The sequence below is a fragment of the Candidatus Zixiibacteriota bacterium genome, from assembly GCA_036397555.1.
Classification (GTDB): domain Bacteria; phylum Zixibacteria; class MSB-5A5; order WJJR01; family WJJR01; genus DATKYL01.
On the sequence record DASWIS010000020.1, the window covers coordinates 23,231 to 42,904 of the forward strand.

A 19,674-nucleotide genomic window follows, 5' to 3' on the forward strand; every position below is an offset into this window, starting at 1 on the left:
ATGCCTGCGACACGCCACGAAAGCCGTCTGCGCCGTCTCGTCGTGACCGTCTCGCTGATCGTGTTTGTCGGCGCGGTTGCCCATGTGCTGATCGGTTCGCGGCCCAGCGAGGCGGCGATCCCCTTCCCTCATCGCGTTCATGTGGTCGACGCGGAGATCGCCTGCGCCGATTGCCATGAAGCCGCCACTGGCTCGACAACCTCGGCGGACAACCTGCTGCCATCGCGTGAACTCTGTCTGGGCTGCCACGAGGAACCCGACATCGACCGCTATGGCTACACCGAACGGGCGATCGAGCGTGAACTGATCTTCTCCCATGCGCTCCACAGCTCAACTGTCGGCCTGGACTGCAGTCACTGTCACGAGGGCATCGACGAGGCGACGACATCGCCGTTCCGGCTGCCGGCGATGGACGGCTGTGTCGCGTGCCACGCGGAACGGCAGATGAACGATGACTGCAGTGTCTGCCACTCACAAGTCGAATGGCGTCGTCCCGAGGACCACGTCGCCGACTGGGTATTGGATCATGTCGATGTGGCGCGGTCCGACGCCCGGTCGTGCGAACAATGCCACACCCAGACCTATTGCCAGGAGTGCCATGACGGCGCCGCACTGGGTTTCGCAGTCGTCGGTGATGAAGATGCCCCCAGAGACCGCATCGGGCCATTGGCCGGTGCGGCGGGAGGTCTCGATCCCCTGATTCTCCAGCGCGCACACGGGTTGAATTACCGCTTTACTCACGGCAGCGATGTCCGCGCGAAGACCTCCGACTGTGCCATCTGCCATGAGACCGAATCGTTTTGTGTCGCCTGCCATGATCCCGCCCATGACGGCGGACGGTTCCGTCCGGTCTGGCACGAAGTCGCCGACTTCCGCTTTGCGGCGCATGCCGATATCGCCCGCAACGACATCGAGTTGTGTGCGGGATGCCATGACCAAAGCGGCGCCGAATCAACCTGCCTGACCTGCCATCGCAATGCTGTTTCCCCGCACCCTGACGGCTTCATGCAGGACGTCAAGGGTTCGTGGCATGACGATGACAACGCGGTCTGTTTTGTCTGCCACGACCCGTCCAGCCGTGAGACCGGAATCGGCTTTTGTACGCGCTGCCATGGCCCACGTTAGTTCAGCACAGTTGAAGTAGTCACAACTGTATTAAGACTGTTCCGGTCATATTAAGCTTGCCGGCGGCAACTCTCACATCCGCGGCATATGTGTCGTCTCATTGTGACAAAACGTGTTCTAATTCCCTTGACCATGTCGCATCGCCGTCGATACATAAGCGGCACACTTCGCGAAGAGAAAGCTTCGCCAAGTCGACCATATCGGAGGCGCTTGCTATGAAGAGACTGCTGAACTGGACACTGCCCTTGGCGTTTATGGCGACAATTGCTGTGCTCGTCGGATGCGAAGGCGATGAGGGACCGGCCGGTCCACCGGGAACCGCCTCGTGCATGAACTGTCACACCGATGACTACAACATGGCCAATTACATATTGGCGGTCCAAACCGAATACTCGGCATCGCAGCACAGAAACGCGGCATCCTTCGTCCGTCGCGGCTCCGAATCAAGCCCCACGTGCGGACATTGCCACACGACCGAGGGATATCAACATTTCGTCGCCACCGGCGAGGAGATCGATGTCGAGACATCCTCGCCCATCGGCTGTTTCGCCTGCCACGCGCCGCACACCAACGAAGACTTCAGTCTGCGTAAACAGGGCCCGACCGATATGTGGGTCGGTGGCCAGTACGACAAGCAGGAGAGCAACACCTGCGCGATGTGCCACCAGGCGCGGCCCGCCGTGCCGGCGATCACGGATGTGGCCACGGCGATCACATCGTCGCGCTGGGGACCACACCACGGTCCGCAATCGAACATCTTGGCCGGCATCGGGGCGTATGAATTCGACGGTCCGTATTCGAAAAACCACGGCCATAACAACATTGCCAATGGCTGTGTCAACTGCCACATGGCCGAGGTCGCCCAGGATGCGCTGGCCGGAGGACACACCTTCGCGATCAACTACGAAGCCAGCGGCGGTATTCGGGTCAATGGCAAAGGATGCGTGGCCTGCCACGGCGACCAGACCGATGCGTCGCTGACCGGGTTTGTCGATGACGCCCAGGAAGAGTTTGAAGAAGGACTGCACGCATTGCGCGATGCGCTGATCGCCCTGGGATGGGTTCAGGCCAATGGCGAACTGGTCAATCCCGGAAACATTCCGGCGACAGAGGAGGCGCGGGGCGCGGTCTGGAATTTCCTGCTGTTGGACCACGACTTGAGCGTGAGCGTCCACAATCCCGCCTTTGCCAATGCGGTATTGGAAGCCACGATGGATTGGGTGGATACCCAGCGACGGATCGCCGGGCTGTAGTTTCCGGCTTGAGTGAGTCGTCCAACGGGCCGTCCCGCGTCGTGCAGGACGGCCCGTTTCGCTGTGAGAACGTTGACAGAGCGCTTGAGATGGCGGCTAAGGAAACAGGGCGAGTTTGGTGCCAACAAGCAGCAGGAACACGGCCACGACATACCGAAATGCCCACGGAGATACGTGCTCGACGAACGCCTTGGCCAATCGCGCTCCGACCAGTGAGGTTGGAACCATCATGATGAGAGCCGCGACCAGATCTGAGGGCAGCGACGCGCCACCTTGCAGATATCCCGTCAATCGAATGGTATCGATGGCCAGCGCGATCACCGCGCGGTGGCCAGGTAGACGGCCCCAGGCAGTTCAAAGGCCAGCAGAAACGCGCCGCGAACCGCACCGCCGACGCCAAAGAGTCCGGCGGTGAAACCGGAGAGGGCCCCGCCAACGAGCGCCGCTGCGTTGCCCGCATGAATCCGCAGCGCCCCCCGTCACAGCAAGAAGGCCGCGTAGAGAGCCAGCGCGATGCCCAGGATACGAAGCACATTTCCCGAAGGAATGCTCAATGCGGCGCGAGCGCCTATATAGCTGGTGACGATCCCGGGGATGCCGAAGAGAACGATCAACCGCCATTGCAGACCGGCGCGAAAGAGAACGACCCGCCAGATGTCGCCGAACCAGTGGACGACCCCGACCATCAGCAGGGTCTCCGGCAACGGCAGGAAGAGCACCATTGCCGGAACCATGATGGTGGAAGTGCCGAAACCGGTCAGCGTGCCAACGACCGATGCGATCAGAGTCAGCACAGCGAGTGCGGCGATTTCCATGTTCTCTCCAAAATCAATGCGGCTTGCAACGCCGTCAAGATGTACGAATCGAAATGGTGAACGGGCATCCGGGCATCGACCCCCAAACCGGAGCATCACTCGAAGCAAGTGCCCTTGACCATAAGACAATCGGTCGGCTGATTGTCGGACAGCGCGAGCCACAGCAGCCGGAGGAGCATCATCAAGCCGAAATCCCTCATCAGCAATCCGATCAGCTTTGCCGGGGTGTTGGTTGCGGCATGCTGCCTTCTCATCATCGCATTCATCCTCGTCGCCGACTGGATGGGCTTCGAGTGGAATCCCTATGTCGGCGTGGTGGCTCTGCTGGTGCTCCCCGCCATCGCCACGTTCGGATTTCTGCTCATTCCGGCCGGCAAGGCGTGGGAACGGCGCCGCCGCGCGAAGTCCGGCGCCGCCGCATCGAATCTGATTCGGGTGGAAATCGATTTAGACTCGGTACGCACCCGACGCCGACTGCTGGTCTATGCCGCGACTGCGACTCTGGTAATCAGCTTCATGATGGCTACCGCCTACAAGAGTCTGGTGTTCATGGACACGACGACCTTCTGCGGTGAAGTCTGTCACACGGTAATGCAGCCGGAGTTGACGTCGTATCGCCACGGCCCCCACGCGCGCGTGGCCTGCGTCGAGTGCCACATCGGCGAGGGCGCCGACTGGTTCGTCAAATCCAAGCTCTCCGGCGTGCGCCAGGTCTTTGCCGTGGCGCTCAAGACCTACAGCACGCCGATCCCCGTGCCCGTCCACAACCTGCGTCCGGCGCGTGAAACCTGCGAACATTGCCACTGGCCGGAGAAGTTCCACGGTTCCAAACTGGTGGTCAAAACGCGCTATCAGGAGGATGAGGCCAACACGTCGGTGAAAAACGTTCTTCTGATGAAAATCGGCGGCGGCAACATCGCCACCGGCGAAGTCGAGGGAATCCACTGGCACACCAGCTTCCAGCATTCGATCGAGTATGTCGCGCTCGATGAGCAACGCGATACGATTCCCTATGTGCGGATGATCGGCCCGGATGGAACAGCCACCGAGTATGTCTCGGACGATTCCCGCCTGACCGCCGACGAATTGCGCGCCATGCCCCGTCGCGTTATGGACTGCATGGACTGCCACAACCGTCCGTCGCATGTGTTCGACGATCCGGCCTTCGCGGTCGATGAGGCGATGGTGTCTTTGGAGATCGACCCCGCCTTGCCATACATCAAGAGGCAGGCGGTTGAACTGCTGACAACGGAATACGCGACGCGCGACGAGGCCGCGCGGCAAATACCGTCGCGCCTGCAAACGTTTTACCGTGAACAGTACCCCGACATTGAGCAGGAAAAGAGCGAGGCCGTCAACCGCGCCGGAACGGCGATCGCCGACATTTACCTGCGCAATGTCTTCCCGGCCATGAAGGTCACGTGGGGCACTTATACGACCCACATCGGACACACCCGCTCGGACGGCTGTTTCCGTTGTCACGATGAAGCACACAGCGCCCCGGATGGACGGACTATTTCGGGCGATTGCTCAACATGTCACGATTTGCTCGCCTACGAAGAAGAGAATCCGATACCGACTCTGGAGGAACTGCCGCGCCGTTAGGAGTCTCGCATGCCGGATGATCTCGCCACCAGGTATCGGCTGACGAACGGAACCGGGCATCGCGGTTGCAGTGCCGCAGCGCGCATCCTCCTGTCGCTGTTTTGCCTCGTGGTTTTCGCGGCGCGACATGTCAGTGCCGACAACAGCAGTTGCTTGGAGTGCCATTCCGTACAAGACATGTTCGAAGATTTTGGGACCCGTGCCGAGTCGCTCGTTGTCACCGAAGAAACCCTCAGTCAATCGACCCATCGCGGATTCGATTGTGTGTCCTGCCACAGCGATCTTGAGGGGGTCGACGATTTCCCCCATGCCGACCAGCTAAAGCCGGTCGACTGCGGCCAGTGCCATTCGACGGAGTCCGAGCTGTACAAGTGGCACGGTCGGCTCGCGGTCGGCATCGGCGAGGATATTCCGATGTGCGCCGACTGCCACGGCACGCATGACATCCGTCATTCCTCGGAACGCGAGTCCGGAGTCAATCCCCTCAATCTTCCGGCGACCTGCGGGCGCTGTCACGAAGATATCGACCTGGTGCGCAAGCACGAGATCCTGCTGGCGCATCCGGTGGAATTGTTCGAAAACAGCGTCCACGGCCGCGCGTCGCTGGGCGGGGTCCATCTCGCCGCCACCTGCAACGACTGCCATTCGACCAACGGCACCGCGCACATCATCCTGTCGCCGGGAAATCCGCAATCGTCCGTCAACCACTTCAATATCCCGGGCACCTGCGGCCGTTGCCACAGCAACATCGCGCAGGACTACCTGGAAGGAATTCACGGGCAACTGGCGATGCGCGGGCAAACCGCCTCGCCGGTGTGCACCAACTGCCACGGCGAACACGGTATCCTGCGCGCCACCGACCCGCGCTCACCGGTCAGCCCGACCCGTGTCGCCGAAGCCACCTGTTCACCCTGCCACGAGTCGGCGCGGCTCAATGAAAAATACGGCATCCCGACCGGACGGCTGAAGACCTGGGTCGACAGCTATCACGGTCTCAAAAGCCGCGCGGGCGATCTGACGGTCGCCAACTGCGCCTCCTGCCATGGGGCGCACCGCATCCTGCCGTCGTCGGACTCGACCTCGTCGGTCCACGCCGCCAACCTGCAACATACGTGCGGCACGTGCCATCCCGGGATTACGACGGCGGTGGCGCAGCGGCCGATCCACGGCCCTCCCGGGGTCAGCGGCACGCCGGCCGCGCTCATCGTGCGGCAGATCTACATCTACGCCATCGTGATCATCATCGGCGCCATGGTGACACACTGGCTGATCGATCTGCGCAAACAGATCGTGCTCACGATGCGCCGCCGTCCGCGCGTCCGGCGCATGACTCTGGGCGAGGTCTGGCAGCACACCTTCCTCATGGTGACATTCATCGTGCTGGTGATCTCCGGTTTCGCCTTGCGGTTCTCCGAATCGTGGTGGGTCAAATTCCTGTTCGGCTGGGAAGGCGGTTTTCCGCTGCGCGGCATCATTCACCGCGTGTCGGCGGTGTTGTTCATTATCTCGGCCATCTGGCATATCTTCTACCTGGGAACACACCGCGGCCGCCGGTTCCTGGCCGACATCTTCCCGCGCCGCCACGATTTGAATCAGTTCGGCGGGATGATCGCTTACAACCTCGACTTGCGCCCCGAGCGCCCGCGCTTCGGCCGCTTCAGCTACGTCGAAAAGGCCGAGTACTGGGCGCTGGTGTGGGGGACTGTCGTGATGATCATCAGCGGCTTCTTTATGTGGGCCGAAAACCTGGCCGTCCGCTGGTTTCCCAAGGGATTTCTCGATGTCATGCTCGTGGTCCACTACTACGAAGCGTGGCTGGCGACGCTGGCGGTGTTCATCTGGCACTTGTACTCCACCGTCTTCAGCCCCGGCGTCTATCCGATGAACCCCTCCTGGCTGACCGGTCACATCCCGCTGGAGATGTACCGGCACGAACATCCCGATGACCCGGCGCTGCACACCGTGACCGGGACACCCATTACGGACTCGGATTCGGGGGACCCGGCACACCCTGATCAGCCAAAAGAAGGCGGACCGCCGGGCACGGCTTGAACGGCGGCACGGCCAGACAACTCCGCCGCACTCCTGTCGATTCACGGGAATCTGTTGATTGGTCGGTTCACTGAAGTCCGGGGATCCGTTCCCCCGGCGGGACATCGTACGCGTTGCGCTCGTCGTCGTGGCAACTGCTGCAGGTCGGCACTACATCGAATCGTCGTTCCGAGTGGCAGCCCTCGCAGTCGAATTCGCCGTGGAGCTCATCGAGCCGCAGGCCGGTGACTGCGTGCGCAAACGACTCCTGCGTCCAGTCACCGTGACAGCCGGTACACGCGCGATCCAACTGTGTGATGCGCTGCCCGGATGCGTGACAAGAGCTGCACTCCAGTGATGCATGGAAACGGTTCAGCGGCCAGCCGGTGGACGCGTGCGTAAACGGCGGGCGCTGCGCGTTGTCATGGCACTTGGCGCAGGCATCCTGACGGTGGCAATCGTTGCAGACCGCGTGAACCTGTTCGGGCGTCTTTGCGACCACCTGAGCCGGTTTGAGAACATCGTGACAATTGCTGCAGCTTTCTTTCTGATGGCAGTCGACGCAGCGCAGCCCGAACAAGTCGATGTGTTCCTGATGGAAAAACGTAACGACCGGTGCGGGCTGGTACGGAGTCTCGTAAACTTTGATGTCGGGTGCTGCGATACGCGGATGCGCGGATCCCAGCATCCCGGATAGACCGTTGTCTGTCGGCGCGATCGCACCCGAGCGCGGTGCATGGCAGGCCGTGCACTTGGTATCGTGCGTCCACTCACGGTGGCAGGCGATGCACTGGCGGTGGTACGCGCCCTTCAATGACGGCATCCGCAAATTGTCTTCGGTACGCGACGCCTCGTGGCATTCGCTGCACGGCGGAATCCGTCCCGGGGGGCTGTAGTGATGGCAGGTGGCGCAATCGCCGCCCATCCCCGACATGTTCGCATGGGCTAGGTGGTTGAATTGCACCGGTTCGTACAGATCGACCAACTTATCGAGCAGAATCGATGCCGGCCCTTCGGCGGCATCGTGCGGGGCGGTGCTCTGCACCGCCTCTATGCGCGGGCAAGAGATCAGACACGGCGAATCGGACGTCGGGTAGTCGCACGTGTGACACTGGCGGCAATCCAATTTGGAGAGCGGCTGACGGTGCGCGACGCTGGTCTGTGCCGCAGACCATGCCGCCATCAATAACACGGCAAACACAACAATCGGAACAAATCGCCTCATCACCCATCCTGCGAAATGGCCGCTTCAGAGACGGTCTCAACCGGCTGCTTCGCCTCCACTGGTTCCGCCACGCCGGCAGGATACGCGGCGATCACCGGGAACGTCATCACGAACCAGCGATACACCAGGATCAGGCCGCTGGCCAGCCCAATCGTGACACCGATCTCCATCCAGGATGGGAAGTACGTGCGCGTCGGATACAACGGCTCGTACGCCACCAGAAACACATTGATGCGGTTGATGACCACGCCCCCCACGACCATGAGCGCCGCGGAAAACAACGCCGGCAGTGATTGTCGCCAACGCTCCTGCACAAGGATGGCCATCGGGAAGAGCACGCCCACGGTCATTTCGATGAGGAAGGCGACGCTGTGAGTGGAGAGATCGGTCACGTATCCCCAGACGCCACGGATGGTCAGGTCGACAATTCGCACCACAAGATAAACACCCAGCAGCACCGGGACATATCCCGCAATCGACGACAGGATTCTGCGCTCGGGTTTCAGGCGGAATGATCGAGCCGCCGCGATCGATTCGACGATGACCATCGGAAACCCGACCGCGATCGCCGACAGCAGAAAAAGCAGTGGCGAGATCGGCGTGTGCCAGATCGGGTGCATCTTGGTCTCGGCGATGACCATTAAGGTGCCCAGTGACGACTGATGCAGGCACGACAGGACGACGCCAGCAATGATGAAAACCGAGATGAAGCGCCGCAGATTGGCCCCGGCCACCTCCATCACCGCTTCGAAGAATCGGTTTAGAAACTGCAATGGACGGGGCAGACGGACACGGCCGCTGAAGCGCTCCACCACGGTGGGCAAAAACTCGATGTAGAGCACGGCGAGATAAATCATCACACAAATGCCGACTTCAAAGAGCACGGAATTGCCCTGCCACATGCCCGGGAGCATCGGATGCCAGACGTTATAGTAACGCCCCAAGTCGGCCAGCAGGCCGACGACGACGAATGTGTAGCCGAGCATCGCCGTCAGCAGCGCGGGGCGAACGATGTCGTGATACTCCTCTTTGTGAAAAATGTCGGCCAATGCGGCGGTCGTAAAGCCGCCAGCGGCCAGTGCCACTCCGGAGGCGACATCGACGGCAATCCAGATTCCCCAAGGGTACTGATTGTCGAGATTTGTTGCCGCTCCTAATCCAAAGAGAAGGCGGTAGAGGTACAGCAATGCGCCGACCCCTGTCAGGATGCCGAGAATCGTCGTGCCCCATGTCCAGAATCGGACGGTGACGCGGCGCGCATGATTATTCGGGGCCAACATCGTCCTCTGCGGTGGGCTCAGACTTTCCGTTGCGACGCGTCGAGTACATGACCAGCCCCAGCAACGCGTACAGCGCCAACGGCGGTACAAACGACCGGAAGATTCCGTGCTGGATCGATTCGGTCAGCGGCGGAATCGGTTTGCTTCCCAGTTCGGGAAGCCCGGTCGAGGCGACGTCCGACGCGAGCAGGTAGAGCCAAGCGGTACCGCCGACCTCGTGCTCACCATAGATGTGATCGATGTACTTTCCGGGATTGTGACGAATCCGTGCCCTTGCAACTTCGATCAAATCCTCGCGACGACCGAAGGTCAGCGCTTCATTGGGGCAGATGGCCACGCACGCCGGCTGTTCGCCGCGCGCCAGGCGTTCGTGACAGAAGGTGCACTTGCGCACCTCCGGCGTCAGCGCGTTGTGGTATTCGTAGGCCGGAATCTGAAACGGGCACGCCACCATGCAGTAGCGGCAACCGATGCACTTCCAGGCGTCGTACACGACCGGCCCCTGCGGGTCTTTGGTCAGCGCGCCGACGATGCACGAGGAGACACAGGCCGGCTGGTTGCAGTGCATACACTGCATCTTGATCGTGTGCGGGCGCTGATCGGAGCCACGGTATTCATTGACGACCGTGTAGCGTTTGTCGTCGGGGCGTCGATCCTCAGCGAATACGCTCTTGTCGTCGTAGTTGGCGAGGAGGTCATTGAGCAGCTTGTGTTCCTGTTCGCAGGCCCACTCGCACTTGCGGCACCCGATGCAGACCACGGTATCGACCAGCACGCCCCAAGCGACGTCGCAATCGGCAGCGGCATGTCGTTCGGCATTGGCGTCGCGACCGACCGCAACAGCCGCGGCCGTGGCACCCAGCGTGGTCAGAAATCGGCGTCTGTCAAGTCCCATGGCAACTCTCCGTCGGCATCTGTACCCCGGTTGCCTGCGTCTGATCTCAATGTCGGCAACCCGGCATCCATACTACGACGGCGGCGATTGGGCGGATGTCAAAACAGACGCTTTTTGTCCGAGACCTTATGAGCATGCGCGGCGTTTGATAGCGGAATCGCTGCAATGAAGTGGGGTTGCGCAGTGATCCCCAATCCCTTATAGGACCAAAACAGGGGCAATTTAGCAATCCTGGCTTTCTCGCGGAGTTCTCTACGTGTATTATTGGTAGACAACGCTCGCCGCGGGCGATCGTTGCACTCTGGGAGGAGTTAATGAAACGTACAACGGAAGGGCTGCGCTCGGGACGGGGAATGGTCGTGCTGTCGGTGGTGGCGTTTTTGGCGGCGGCGGCATTCACAGCCGATTGGGGCAGCGGTCTCAATGCGCAGGAAGGCGAAAAGAAACCCGCCGCTGAAATGAAGGTTCCGGGAAAGTCCGACACACTGTTGTGGGCCGAGAAAAATTTCCATTACGTCGGCGACAAAAGTTGCAAGCTGTGCCACAAGGCGGAGTACGATTCCTGGGGGCTGACAGTTCACGCCAAGGCGTGGGACGTCCTCAAACCGGAAGAACAGAAGAATGCTGAATGTGTCGAATGCCACTCGATCGGCAAATCGAAATCCGATTCGCTCCTCGTGGGAGTAGGATGTGAATCGTGCCACGGCCCGGGATCGGAATATAAAGCAATGAAAGTCATGAAGGACCCAAAACTCGCGGCCGCCGCCGGACTCTTGCCGATCACGGAGGCCACCTGCGTGCGCTGTCACAATCAGCGCAGCCCCTTCTACAAGAAATTCGTCTTTGCGGAAGCGTTGAAGACCGGCGTGCACGAGCATCCCAAGAAGCCCGAAACGAAGTAGGGTTCCGACTTGTATGGAAACGGAATCCGGGTCGGTATCGAAAGACGCCGACCTCGTTTCGTTAAGCACATCGCAGACGGATCCGATGATTGTGCGCTGCAGCTGCCTGATGCGCAGCCGTGCCGCGTATTCTGCTTGACGCCGGGTGCATCGTGATTGAATGCTCCATGGTCAGGCGCGCCGAAGCCGGCTTCCGGATTCACGCGGCGCGATCGGGTCGCAAGGCGGGCCGGGGATGAGCATCGGGGACCAGTTGCACGAGACCAGACAATCGTTTTCCCGTCGCGGGTTTCTCAACACGCTCCTGGGATCGAGCATCGCGGGATTGCTGGGCGCCGTCGTGTATCCGCTGGCACGGTTCATCGTACCGCCGCAGCAGCCGGAGGCCGCCACATCCCAGGTCGTGGCCGCCCGTGTCGGTGATTTGCTGCCCAACAGCGGCAAGATCTTCCTCTTCGGCAAGGACCCGGCGCTCCTGGTCTTGACGAACGCCGGAGAGTACCGCGCGTTTTCGGCAACCTGTACCCATCTGGACTGCACGGTGCAGTATCGTGACGACCTCAAGCATATCTGGTGTGCGTGTCACAACGGGCACTATGACCTGAACGGAAACAACATTGCCGGCCCGCCGCCGCGACCGTTGGCCCTCTACGATGTCGCCGTCCGCGACGATCACATCATCGTGACCCGGACATGAACGCGAACGTTTCCAAACAGGGAGTTTGGAATTGGCTGGACGAGCGGCTGGGGTTGCACGTCGTTTCTGATCTTCTCGCACATAAGCGTGTCCCGGTTCACAGACACACCGTCTGGTATTACCTCGGCGGGATGACGCTGTTTTGCTTTTTAATTCAGGTCGGCACCGGAATCCTCCTGTTGCTCTACTACCGACCGACTGCAGAGGCCGCCTTCGAGTCGGTGGAATTCATTATGACCGAGGTCCCCTTCGGGTGGCTGGTGCGTTCGATCCATTCCTGGGCCGCCAACCTGATGATCTTCTTCGCATTTGTGCATCTGTTCTCGGTCTTTTTGTTGCGCGCCTATCGCCGTCCACGCGAACTGACATGGATCAGCGGAGCCCTGCTGTTGTTCCTTTCCCTGGCCTTCGGATTCTCCGGATATCTGCTCCCCTGGAATCAACTCGCGTACTTTGCCACCAAGGTCGGCACGGACATTCTCGGCGAGATCCCGTTAGTGGGAGACTGGTTGCTCCAGATTGCCCGTGGCGGAGACGATGTCACCGGGGCGACGTTGACGCGGTTCTTTGGGGTCCATGTCGCAGTGTTGCCCATGCTGGCCACGTTTTTTCTGATCGTGCATCTCGTACTGGTGCAGAAGCACGGCATGAGTGTTCCGATCTCCCAGAAACGAAAAGACTGCCCACAAATGCCGTTTGTGCCCAGCTTTGCCTTACGCGATCTGGTCGGTTGGACGCTGGCGTTGGGATTACTGGTGACGCTGGCATCGGTGTTCCCTTGGGAACTGGGAGTCAAGGCTGACCCGCTCGCTCCGGCACCGGCGGGAATCCGCCCCGAGTGGTTCTTCATGTTCATGTTTCAAACGCTCAAGTACATTCCGGGAAAGGTGTTCTTCATCGACGGAGAGCTGCTGGGCATCCTGATCTTTGCGGTGGGCGGCGCGGCGATGGTTTTGGTGCCGTTCCTCGACCGCAAGGCGCGCCACGAGCAACGCAACCTATTGTTCACCGTGATCGGCTGGGGTGTCATCGTGTATATCGTTGCTTTCACGATTCTTGGGTATCTTTCATGAACATTATGCAGGGGTTTGGCAGCCGGGTTTATTTCATCGCGCTGATCGGCGTGATGGTGGTCCTGTGGGGTCGGACAGTGACGGCGCAAACGGGAAACTCCTGCGTTGATTGCCATGCGGGCCTGACGATCGAACGGCTGCGCACGCCGGCTGCATCGTTTACAGAGGACATCCATTACCAGAAGGAGTTCTCGTGCCAGGATTGTCACGGCGGCGACCCGTCCACCGGACACGATGCCGAACGCGCCCACGATCGTGCGAAGGGATTTCGCGGCGCGCCACGGCCAAGCGAGATTCCGGCTTTGTGCGCGGGCTGTCATTCCGACGTCGAGCTGATGAAACGATTCAACCCAAAGCTGCGCGTCGATCAAATGCTGGAATATCGCTCGAGCCACCATGGAAAGGCGCTGGCCGAGGGGGACGACCACGTGGCGACCTGCACGTCGTGCCACGGCATCCATGGCATCCGGCCCATCGGCGATTCCCGCTCACCGGTCTACAGAACAAACGTGTCCACAACGTGCGGTGAATGCCACGGAAACGATGCCCACATGCGTCCGTATGGAATCCCGACCGATCAGGCGCAGCAGTATCGCTCCTCCGTTCACGGTGTGAAGCTTCTGGACGAGGGCGACCTGGCGGCGCCGACCTGCAACAACTGTCATGGGAATCATGGCGCAACGCCCCCGGGATTGTCTTCGATCTCTCAGGTCTGCGGCGAGTGCCATGCCAACAACCGTGACTTCTTCAACGCGAGTCCGCATAAGGCGGCATTCGCCGAATTGGGACTCGCCGACTGCATCATCTGTCATGGACATCATGACATTCAGTTTTCCACCGATGCAATGCTGGGGGTCGGCGAGGATGCCCTGTGCATCACCTGCCATGCCGAGGGTGATAACGGGTATATAGCGGCGGCCACGATGGCTTCGGCACTGGACACGCTGAAACTCACTCTGGCCGAAGCGCACACCAAAATTCAGCGGGCCCAACGAGGCGGCGTGAAAGTCGCAGGCGGAAGGTTCGACCTCCACGATGCCGATGCCGCCCTCATCAAGGCGCGCACCGCTGTGCATCACTTCAACGTCGAAAAGTTTCGCGCCATCATCGACGAGGGGCTTGCTTCGGCCCGGATCGTCATCGACCAGGGCGATCGTGCATTAAACGACCTGCGCATGCGGCGCGTCGGTCTCGCATTCACGATCCCTCTGATCTTGCTGGTCGCGGTACTCCTCACGCTGAAGATCCGTCAAATCGAGCGCTCCCGGATTCACCGGTAACATCCGCACGGATCAAGTACAGCAAACCCCACTTCGCAGTCCGGTCCCCGATGTCACAGATGGTGATGCAACAGATGTTGATCGCCACGCCCGGCCGTCAGCGCGATGGTCAGAATCAGTACCAGCACCAAAACCGTCACGATGACCGGGAGAACCCAGTCACGCGATGATGTGCTGACCACGGTACCCGGTGTCTCGGGTTGGGCGTTGTCCTCCTCCACGACGGGATTGGGAGCAACGACCGGCGGCGTACGGATCGTCACCAGGGGCAGATAGATCCACCCGTCCCCGTACGTCGGGTGGTGAATCTTGACCCAATTCCGGGTCTTGGCGATGACCGGAAACTCCTGACCCTGGACGGCCTGGCCCAACAAATCCGAGTCGGTCCTCGGTCCCAGACGGACGTTGACCGTCGGCCGTTCGACGACTGCGGTTTCCCGGGCCACGGTGACCTGCGCGATGGCGGATGTCCCGCCGATGATTGCGCCGGATATGACGATCAGGGCAACGATGAGCGCGTAACGCTTCATAGCTCATCACCTCCTTATGGATGCTGATGTCTGACGAAGCAACGCGAGTGCCCCGCGTGTCTCGGCGCTGTCAAAACAACTCGGTGCCGCACAAGCACATCAAACCGCTCAAAGACGCATGGCGGCAAAATCACGAGCTCCGGCGTGTCCGTTGGCCAGATTTAGACAGCCGGCTGTGTGATTTTAGACATCAGCGGCCAATCACATCTGATTACTGAACGAATGGAGAAAACACCGCCTGCGTATCGCGTTCCCCGGCAATGTCATAATTGACCCATTCCGAAATCGTTTCGATCGGCAACGTCTTTGCTCTGAACCCGCGCGTGCGAGCAAACACGGAGGCTGCCATGATCGAATGTCCCACTTGCCGATATCGACTGACTGATACCGAACGGCTGCTGTGCTCCATTCCCGGCGGCCACTACTGTCCGCGCTGCTGGACCAAAATCTCAGACGCAGTCCACGGCGAACATCACGTGACCGCGGGCAAAGATCCGCCGCAAACGACGGAAGATAGACCCGATGAGGATTCAAATCCGATGAGGGGATTCCCGTGGATATAGATCGAGAACCGAAAACTGACGCAAGGAGATATCAATGAAACGCAAAGATCGCATTCGCATCGTCCGCGACCTCTGGCAAACCAGGCGCGACATGAGACTTGAAGAAATCGCCCGCGTCTGCCAGGTCTCATTGCGGACGACGTACCGCGATGTCCATACGCTGATCGAACAAGGCGGCCAACATCATCACACAACCGCCATCGCTCAGTGACGTCGCGTCCGGGGAGACGACCGTGAACCAAAACACCAACAGTATCCCGCGCGTCGAGATCGAATCGGAACTGTGCAAGGGGTGCGATTTCTGCGTCACTTCATGCCCCGAAGAATGCCTGTTCATGTCGGAGTTGATTAATGCGCGCGGGTACCGTTTCGCCGGGTACACCGGACGCGACTGCACGGGCTGCGGGATCTGTTTTTACAATTGCCCGGAACCGGGGGCCATCACGGTCTACAAGAAACACGCGTCTGCGGCGGCATCATAAACCGTGGCTCGGAGGTCCGTGTGGGGAGAGTACTCGTTAAAGGAAACGAAGCGGTGATGAAGGGCGCCATCCTGGCCGGTTGCCGTTCGTTCTTCGGATATCCGATCACGCCCGCCTCCGAGATCGCCGAGACCGCGGCGCTCTTCATGCCGCAGGTCGGCGGCACATTCCTTCAGGCCGAAAGCGAGATCGCGGCGATCAACATGTGCTACGGGGCATCCGGCGCGGGCGAACGCACGATGACGGCTTCCTCTTCGCCGGGGATCAGTCTCAAGCAGGAGGGGATCAGCTACGCGGCCGGCGCCGAGCTGCCGATCGTGATCATCGACGTCATGCGCGGCGGGCCGGGGCTGGGCAACATCGCCCCCGAGCAGGGCGATTACAATCAGATGGTCAAAGGTGGCGGCCACGGCAATTATCGCCTGATCGTGCTCGCCCCCAATTGCGCTCAGGAGATGTGTGATCTGACCATGCTCGCCTTCGAGCTGGCCGACCGTTATCGCGATCCCGCGTGCATCCTCGTCGACGGATTCGTCGGTCAAATGATGGAGCCCGTCGAGTTTCCACCTCCGGTGACGGAGATTCCGGAGCGCGCATGGGCGGTCGACGGCACGGCAGCGACGCAGAACAACCTGATCAATTCGATCTATCTCAGCCCCGACGAACTGGAAGCGCATGTGCGCAAACTCGAGGGGAAGTACGAACGCCTCCGTCGCGACGAAGTCCGATACGAGGAATACCGTGTCGCCGACGCCGAGTATGTCGCGGTCGCCTATGGAATCGTATCACGCCTGCTGGAATCCGCCGTCGACCTCGCCCGTGCGGAAGGGATCAAAGTCGGCCTGCTGCGCCCAATCACGCTGTATCCGTTTCCGACCGATCGCCTCAATGCCCTGGCCGATCAGGTCGAGGGCATGCTGGTCGCGGAATTGTCGACGGGGCAGATGATCGACGACGTCCGGCTGGCGGTCAACGGCAAAGTCCCGGTCGCCTTCCATGGCCGTTGTGGCGGCAATGTTCCCGCCGCCGAGGAACTGCTGGCAGCGATCAGGAAGATGGCGCGCGCGCGCTGCACCGTAGAGGTGGAAAGATGAAAGATGTCCTCGCCAAGCCGGCATCATTCTATGAGCGCTTCGAGCGCAAGCCCGGTGTCGAGTCGGAGGCGACACACTACTGCCCCGGCTGCGGACATGGCAATTTGCACAAGTTTATCGCCGAGGCGCTCGACGACCTCGGCGTGCGTGAGCGCACGATCTTCATCTCGCCGGTCGGCTGCGCCGTGTTCGGCTATTACTATTTCCGCTGCGGCAACATCCAGGCGGCGCACGGGCGGGCCCCGGCGGTCGCCACCGCGGTCAAACGCGCGCATCCCGATTCCATCGTCATCTGCTATCAGGGGGACGGCGATCTGGCTTCGATCGGCGGCAACAATATCCTGCAGGCAGCCAATCGCGGCGAGAACTTCACCGTGATCTTCGTCAACAACGCCATCTACGGCATGACCGGCGGCCAGATGGCGCCGACCACGCTCATCGGCCAGAAGACGACGACCAGCCCGACCGGGCGCGATTCCGCCACAACCGGCTATCCGCTGCGCATGGCCGAACTGCTCGCGATGCTGGATGCACCGGTTTACATCGAGCGCTGCCATTTGGACGAGAGCAAGCATGTGCTGAAAACGCGCGCCGCCATCCGCCGCGCCCTGCAGACGCAGATCGACAACAAGGGATTCTCGATGGTCGAGGCGGTCTCGCCCTGCCCGACCGGCTGGGGCATGGATCCGGTAGAATCGCGTCAGTGGATCACCGACGCCATGGCCAAGGTGTTTCCCGCGCAGGTCTTCTGTGACCGGCGTAAGGAGACGCCTTCACGTACCCACCAACGCATCACCGTTCCGCTGCATGATTATCGTTCCATTCTTGGCGTCGACGGCGACGGCATCGCATCGAACGGTGACGGCATCCGCGCCGAGACGCATCGTATGATCCTCGCCGGGTTTGGCGGACAAGGCGTGCTGTCGTTGGGCATGATCCTGGCCAAGACCGGCATGCTGCGCGGACATCGGGTGTCGTGGCTGCCATCGTACGGTCCGGAGATGCGCGGCGGCACGGCCAATTGCCATGTCGTGTTGTCCAACGAACGCATCGGTTCGCCATTGGTATCGACGCCGACCATGGTCGTGGCGTTCAACGAGCCGTCGCTGCAGAAGTTCGGTCCGATGGTGGCGCCCGGAGGAACGGTCGTATACGACGATTCGTTCGTCACCAAACGCTGGGAGCACAAGGGAATCGAGATTCATCGCATTCCCTTCGCCCGCATGGCCAACAATCTGGGATCGTCCAAATCGATGAACATGGTCGCCTTCGGCGCGATCAACGCGATATTGCGGCTGTTTCCCGAGGAGTTGGTGGCCTCACAGATCGAGCGGTTGGGCAGGGCGGAATGGCGCGAGATCAATCGCAAGGCCTATGGTGCCGGTGCGGCGGCGGTGTCGACCCTGCCGCATTGCGGATAGAGTTGCCGATGGAGACAACGGTGATCAGCGAGCAACCAGCACGATCCGCGCACGAGCCCGGAAATGCACCGGCGCATCAGCCGGCATGGCGCGCCGTCTACAACCGCAAGTGTGTGTCGGCCGATCACGCCCTGACGTTGCTGGAGTCGGGGATGCGCGTCTACATCCATCCCGGCTGCGCTGAACCCGAACCATTGGTCGAAGCAATGATGCGCCGCGGCGCGCACGTGCGCGACATTGAAGTCGTCCATCTGCTGACGCTCGGCACCGCACCCTACATGGAGCCGGAATGGGCCGCCCATTTCCGCCATCGCTCGCTGTTTACCGGCAAGAATGCCCGCGCGGCCGTCAATGAAGGCCGCGCCGATTATGTCCCGGTATTCCTTTCGGAGATTCCCGCGCTGATTCGCAGCGGCGATCTGCCGATCGATATCGCGCTCATCCAGGTCTCACCGCCCGACGAGCACGGATACTGCAGTCTGGGAGTGGGTGTGGAATGCACGCTGTCCGCCGCGCAGAGCGCCCGGTATGTGATCGCGCAGATCAACGACTGCATGCCGCGCGTGCACGGCGACAATTTCATCCATGTCAGCCGCCTGACGTATTGCGTCGAGGAATCACGGCCGTTGATCGAGCTGCCGCGCGTCCGAATGAGCGATCTGCACGATCGCATCGGCGGCCACGTGGCCGCGCTAATCCGGGACGGCGATACGTTGCAATTGGGCATCGGCGGCATTCCCGACGCGGTGCTCCAACATCTGGGCGACCGTCGTGATCTGGGTGTCCACACGGAAATGTTTTCCGACGGCATCGTCGAATTGGTCGAGGCAGGCGTGATCACCGGCACCCGCAAGTCGCTGCATCCCGGAAAGATGGTCGCCAGCTTCGTGCTCGGGTCGCAACAGCTCTTCGAATTCATCGACGACAACCCCGTCGTCGAGTTCCATCCCTCCGATTACGTCAACGACCCGTTTATCATCGCGCAACACGAAAACATGGTGTCGATTAACTCGGCCATTCAGGTCGATTTGACCGGGCAGGTCTGCTCCGACAGCATGGGATACAATATCTACTCCGGCATCGGCGGGCAGGTCGACTTCATTCGCGGCGCCGCGCGCTCGCAAGGGGGGCGTCCGGTGCTGGCCCTGCCGTCGACGGCGCGCAGGGACACGATCTCGCGCATCGTGCCGGTGTTGGATGAAGGAGCGGGAGTCGTCACTTCGCGCGGCGACGTACATTGGGTCGTCACCGAATTCGGCGCGGCGCAGTTGCACGGTCAGTCGATCCGTGAACGGGCGCAGGCGCTCATCGGGATTGCGCATCCGAAGTTCCGTGACCAACTCAGCCGGCAGGCGCGCCAACGCCATCTATAAAGTCGCCCGGCGCCGTGACGACGTCCTCTC

The 19,674-nt window shown here is 60.9% G+C and carries 20 protein-coding genes; 13 read left to right on the forward strand and 7 right to left on the reverse strand.

All coding sequences use genetic code 11. From position 1 onward, the window contains the following. Together VGB22_06765 and VGB22_06770 are read left to right on the forward strand one after the other, a co-directional pair. Positions 1-1,125 (forward strand): cytochrome c3 family protein, encoded by a 1,125-nt coding sequence (locus VGB22_06765; protein HEX9750966.1) that lies wholly within the window; start codon positions 1-3, stop codon positions 1,123-1,125. Positions 1,126-1,340: 215 nt separating this feature from the next. Beyond that, the gene (locus VGB22_06770) at positions 1,341-2,378 is read left to right on the forward strand and encodes an ammonia-forming cytochrome c nitrite reductase subunit c552 (protein ID HEX9750967.1); all 1,038 of its coding nucleotides are present in this window, start codon (positions 1,341-1,343) and stop codon (positions 2,376-2,378) included. Positions 2,379-2,474: 96 nt separating this feature from the next. Here the strand turns inward: VGB22_06770 and VGB22_06775 are convergent, their stop codons facing one another. Continuing rightward, positions 2,475-2,699, reverse strand: coding sequence for a hypothetical protein (locus VGB22_06775; GenBank protein ID HEX9750968.1), 225 nt, complete (start codon positions 2,697-2,699; stop codon positions 2,475-2,477). A gap of 158 nt (positions 2,700-2,857) precedes the next feature. Continuing rightward, a complete protein-coding gene (locus VGB22_06780) occupies positions 2,858-3,193 on the reverse strand; it encodes a TSUP family transporter (protein HEX9750969.1) in 336 nt (111 codons plus the stop codon). Between the two features lie 141 nt (positions 3,194-3,334). Here VGB22_06780 and VGB22_06785 point away from each other — a divergent pair, with 141 nt between their 5' ends. Continuing rightward, a complete protein-coding gene (locus tag VGB22_06785) occupies positions 3,335-4,798 on the forward strand; it encodes a NapC/NirT family cytochrome c (protein HEX9750970.1) in 1,464 nt (487 codons plus the stop codon). A 9-nt stretch (positions 4,799-4,807) separates the two neighbouring features. Then, on the forward strand, positions 4,808-6,850 hold the full coding sequence (locus VGB22_06790; GenBank protein ID HEX9750971.1) for a cytochrome b/b6 domain-containing protein: 2,043 nt from the start codon (positions 4,808-4,810) through the stop codon (positions 6,848-6,850). A 67-nt stretch (positions 6,851-6,917) separates the two neighbouring features. Here the strand turns inward: VGB22_06790 and VGB22_06795 are convergent, their stop codons facing one another. The 3 genes from VGB22_06795 to VGB22_06805 are packed head-to-tail and all read right to left on the reverse strand — an operon-like array spanning position 6,918 to position 10,229. Continuing rightward, positions 6,918-8,054, reverse strand: a complete 1,137-nt coding sequence (locus tag VGB22_06795; protein ID HEX9750972.1) for a cytochrome c3 family protein — start codon at positions 8,052-8,054, stop codon at positions 6,918-6,920. Beyond that, positions 8,054-9,334 (reverse strand): Ni/Fe-hydrogenase cytochrome b subunit, encoded by a 1,281-nt coding sequence (gene hybB, locus VGB22_06800; GenBank protein ID HEX9750973.1) that lies wholly within the window; start codon positions 9,332-9,334, stop codon positions 8,054-8,056. Before hybB ends, VGB22_06795 begins: the two co-directional genes overlap by 1 nt. Beyond that, positions 9,318-10,229, reverse strand: coding sequence for a 4Fe-4S dicluster domain-containing protein (locus tag VGB22_06805; protein HEX9750974.1), 912 nt, complete (start codon positions 10,227-10,229; stop codon positions 9,318-9,320). The genes hybB and VGB22_06805 overlap by 17 nt, the downstream gene beginning before the upstream one ends. A 314-nt stretch (positions 10,230-10,543) precedes the next feature. Between VGB22_06805 and VGB22_06810 the strand changes: the two genes are divergently transcribed. The 4 genes from VGB22_06810 to VGB22_06825 all read left to right on the forward strand — a co-directional run bounded on the left by VGB22_06810 (position 10,544) and on the right by VGB22_06825 (position 14,181). Continuing rightward, positions 10,544-11,131, forward strand: coding sequence for a multiheme c-type cytochrome (locus VGB22_06810; GenBank protein ID HEX9750975.1), 588 nt, complete (start codon positions 10,544-10,546; stop codon positions 11,129-11,131). A 235-nt stretch (positions 11,132-11,366) separates the two neighbouring features. Beyond that, positions 11,367-11,828 (forward strand): Rieske 2Fe-2S domain-containing protein, encoded by a 462-nt coding sequence (locus VGB22_06815; GenBank protein ID HEX9750976.1) that lies wholly within the window; start codon positions 11,367-11,369, stop codon positions 11,826-11,828. Beyond that, positions 11,825-12,901, forward strand: a complete 1,077-nt coding sequence (locus VGB22_06820; protein ID HEX9750977.1) for a cytochrome bc complex cytochrome b subunit — start codon at positions 11,825-11,827, stop codon at positions 12,899-12,901. Before VGB22_06815 ends, VGB22_06820 begins: the two co-directional genes overlap by 4 nt. After that, complete coding sequence (locus tag VGB22_06825) at positions 12,898-14,181, forward strand: cytochrome c3 family protein (GenBank protein ID HEX9750978.1); 1,284 nt, start codon at positions 12,898-12,900, stop codon at positions 14,179-14,181. Before VGB22_06820 ends, VGB22_06825 begins: the two co-directional genes overlap by 4 nt. A gap of 53 nt (positions 14,182-14,234) precedes the next feature. Here VGB22_06825 and VGB22_06830 read toward each other — a convergent pair whose 3' ends face one another. Then, entirely contained in the window at positions 14,235-14,711 is a 477-nt protein-coding gene (locus tag VGB22_06830; protein ID HEX9750979.1) for an SH3 domain-containing protein, read from the reverse strand. Between the two features lie 211 nt (positions 14,712-14,922). Beyond that, the gene (locus VGB22_06835) at positions 14,923-15,060 is read right to left on the reverse strand and encodes a hypothetical protein (protein HEX9750980.1); all 138 of its coding nucleotides are present in this window, start codon (positions 15,058-15,060) and stop codon (positions 14,923-14,925) included. 248 nt (positions 15,061-15,308) lie between these two features. Between VGB22_06835 and VGB22_06840 the strand changes: the two genes are divergently transcribed. From VGB22_06840 to VGB22_06860, 5 genes are read left to right on the forward strand one after another with little or no spacing between them, the layout of a single operon-like run. Next, positions 15,309-15,485, forward strand: coding sequence for a hypothetical protein (locus tag VGB22_06840; GenBank protein HEX9750981.1), 177 nt, complete (start codon positions 15,309-15,311; stop codon positions 15,483-15,485). Between the two features lie 22 nt (positions 15,486-15,507). Then, complete coding sequence (locus VGB22_06845; GenBank protein ID HEX9750982.1) at positions 15,508-15,756, forward strand: 4Fe-4S dicluster domain-containing protein; 249 nt, start codon at positions 15,508-15,510, stop codon at positions 15,754-15,756. 20 nt (positions 15,757-15,776) lie between these two features. Next, a complete protein-coding gene (locus tag VGB22_06850) occupies positions 15,777-16,850 on the forward strand; it encodes a 3-methyl-2-oxobutanoate dehydrogenase subunit VorB (protein ID HEX9750983.1) in 1,074 nt (357 codons plus the stop codon). Next, entirely contained in the window at positions 16,847-18,271 is a 1,425-nt protein-coding gene (locus VGB22_06855; GenBank protein HEX9750984.1) for a 2-oxoacid:acceptor oxidoreductase family protein, read from the forward strand. The genes VGB22_06850 and VGB22_06855 overlap by 4 nt, the downstream gene beginning before the upstream one ends. 8 nt (positions 18,272-18,279) lie before the next feature. Then, on the forward strand, positions 18,280-19,644 hold the full coding sequence (locus VGB22_06860; GenBank protein ID HEX9750985.1) for an acetyl-CoA hydrolase/transferase C-terminal domain-containing protein: 1,365 nt from the start codon (positions 18,280-18,282) through the stop codon (positions 19,642-19,644). Positions 19,645-19,674 lie beyond the last annotated feature (30 nt).

Excerpts from the sequence above, each read along its gene's own strand:
- VGB22_06765 (HEX9750966.1), top strand. The coding sequence starts at position 1 with ATGCCTGCGACACGCCACGAAAGCCGTCTGCGCCGTCTCGTCGTGACC.
- VGB22_06855 (HEX9750984.1), top strand. The coding sequence starts at position 16,847 with ATGAAAGATGTCCTCGCCAAGCCGGCATCATTCTATGAGCGCTTCGAG.
- VGB22_06790 (HEX9750971.1), top strand. The coding sequence starts at position 4,808 with ATGCCGGATGATCTCGCCACCAGGTATCGGCTGACGAACGGAACCGGG.
- VGB22_06830 (HEX9750979.1), bottom strand. The coding sequence starts at position 14,711 with ATGAAGCGTTACGCGCTCATCGTTGCCCTGATCGTCATATCCGGCGCA.
- VGB22_06840 (HEX9750981.1), top strand. The coding sequence starts at position 15,309 with ATGAAACGCAAAGATCGCATTCGCATCGTCCGCGACCTCTGGCAAACC.
- VGB22_06805 (HEX9750974.1), bottom strand. The coding sequence starts at position 10,229 with ATGGGACTTGACAGACGCCGATTTCTGACCACGCTGGGTGCCACGGCC.
- VGB22_06770 (HEX9750967.1), top strand. The coding sequence starts at position 1,341 with ATGAAGAGACTGCTGAACTGGACACTGCCCTTGGCGTTTATGGCGACA.
- VGB22_06825 (HEX9750978.1), top strand. The coding sequence starts at position 12,898 with ATGAACATTATGCAGGGGTTTGGCAGCCGGGTTTATTTCATCGCGCTG.
- VGB22_06815 (HEX9750976.1), top strand. The coding sequence starts at position 11,367 with ATGAGCATCGGGGACCAGTTGCACGAGACCAGACAATCGTTTTCCCGT.
- VGB22_06780 (HEX9750969.1), bottom strand. The coding sequence starts at position 3,193 with ATGGAAATCGCCGCACTCGCTGTGCTGACTCTGATCGCATCGGTCGTT.
- VGB22_06795 (HEX9750972.1), bottom strand. The coding sequence starts at position 8,054 with ATGAGGCGATTTGTTCCGATTGTTGTGTTTGCCGTGTTATTGATGGCG.
- VGB22_06810 (HEX9750975.1), top strand. The coding sequence starts at position 10,544 with ATGAAACGTACAACGGAAGGGCTGCGCTCGGGACGGGGAATGGTCGTG.
- VGB22_06835 (HEX9750980.1), bottom strand. The coding sequence starts at position 15,060 with ATGGCAGCCTCCGTGTTTGCTCGCACGCGCGGGTTCAGAGCAAAGACG.
- VGB22_06860 (HEX9750985.1), top strand. The coding sequence starts at position 18,280 with ATGGAGACAACGGTGATCAGCGAGCAACCAGCACGATCCGCGCACGAG.
- VGB22_06820 (HEX9750977.1), top strand. The coding sequence starts at position 11,825 with ATGAACGCGAACGTTTCCAAACAGGGAGTTTGGAATTGGCTGGACGAG.
- hybB (HEX9750973.1), bottom strand. The coding sequence starts at position 9,334 with ATGTTGGCCCCGAATAATCATGCGCGCCGCGTCACCGTCCGATTCTGG.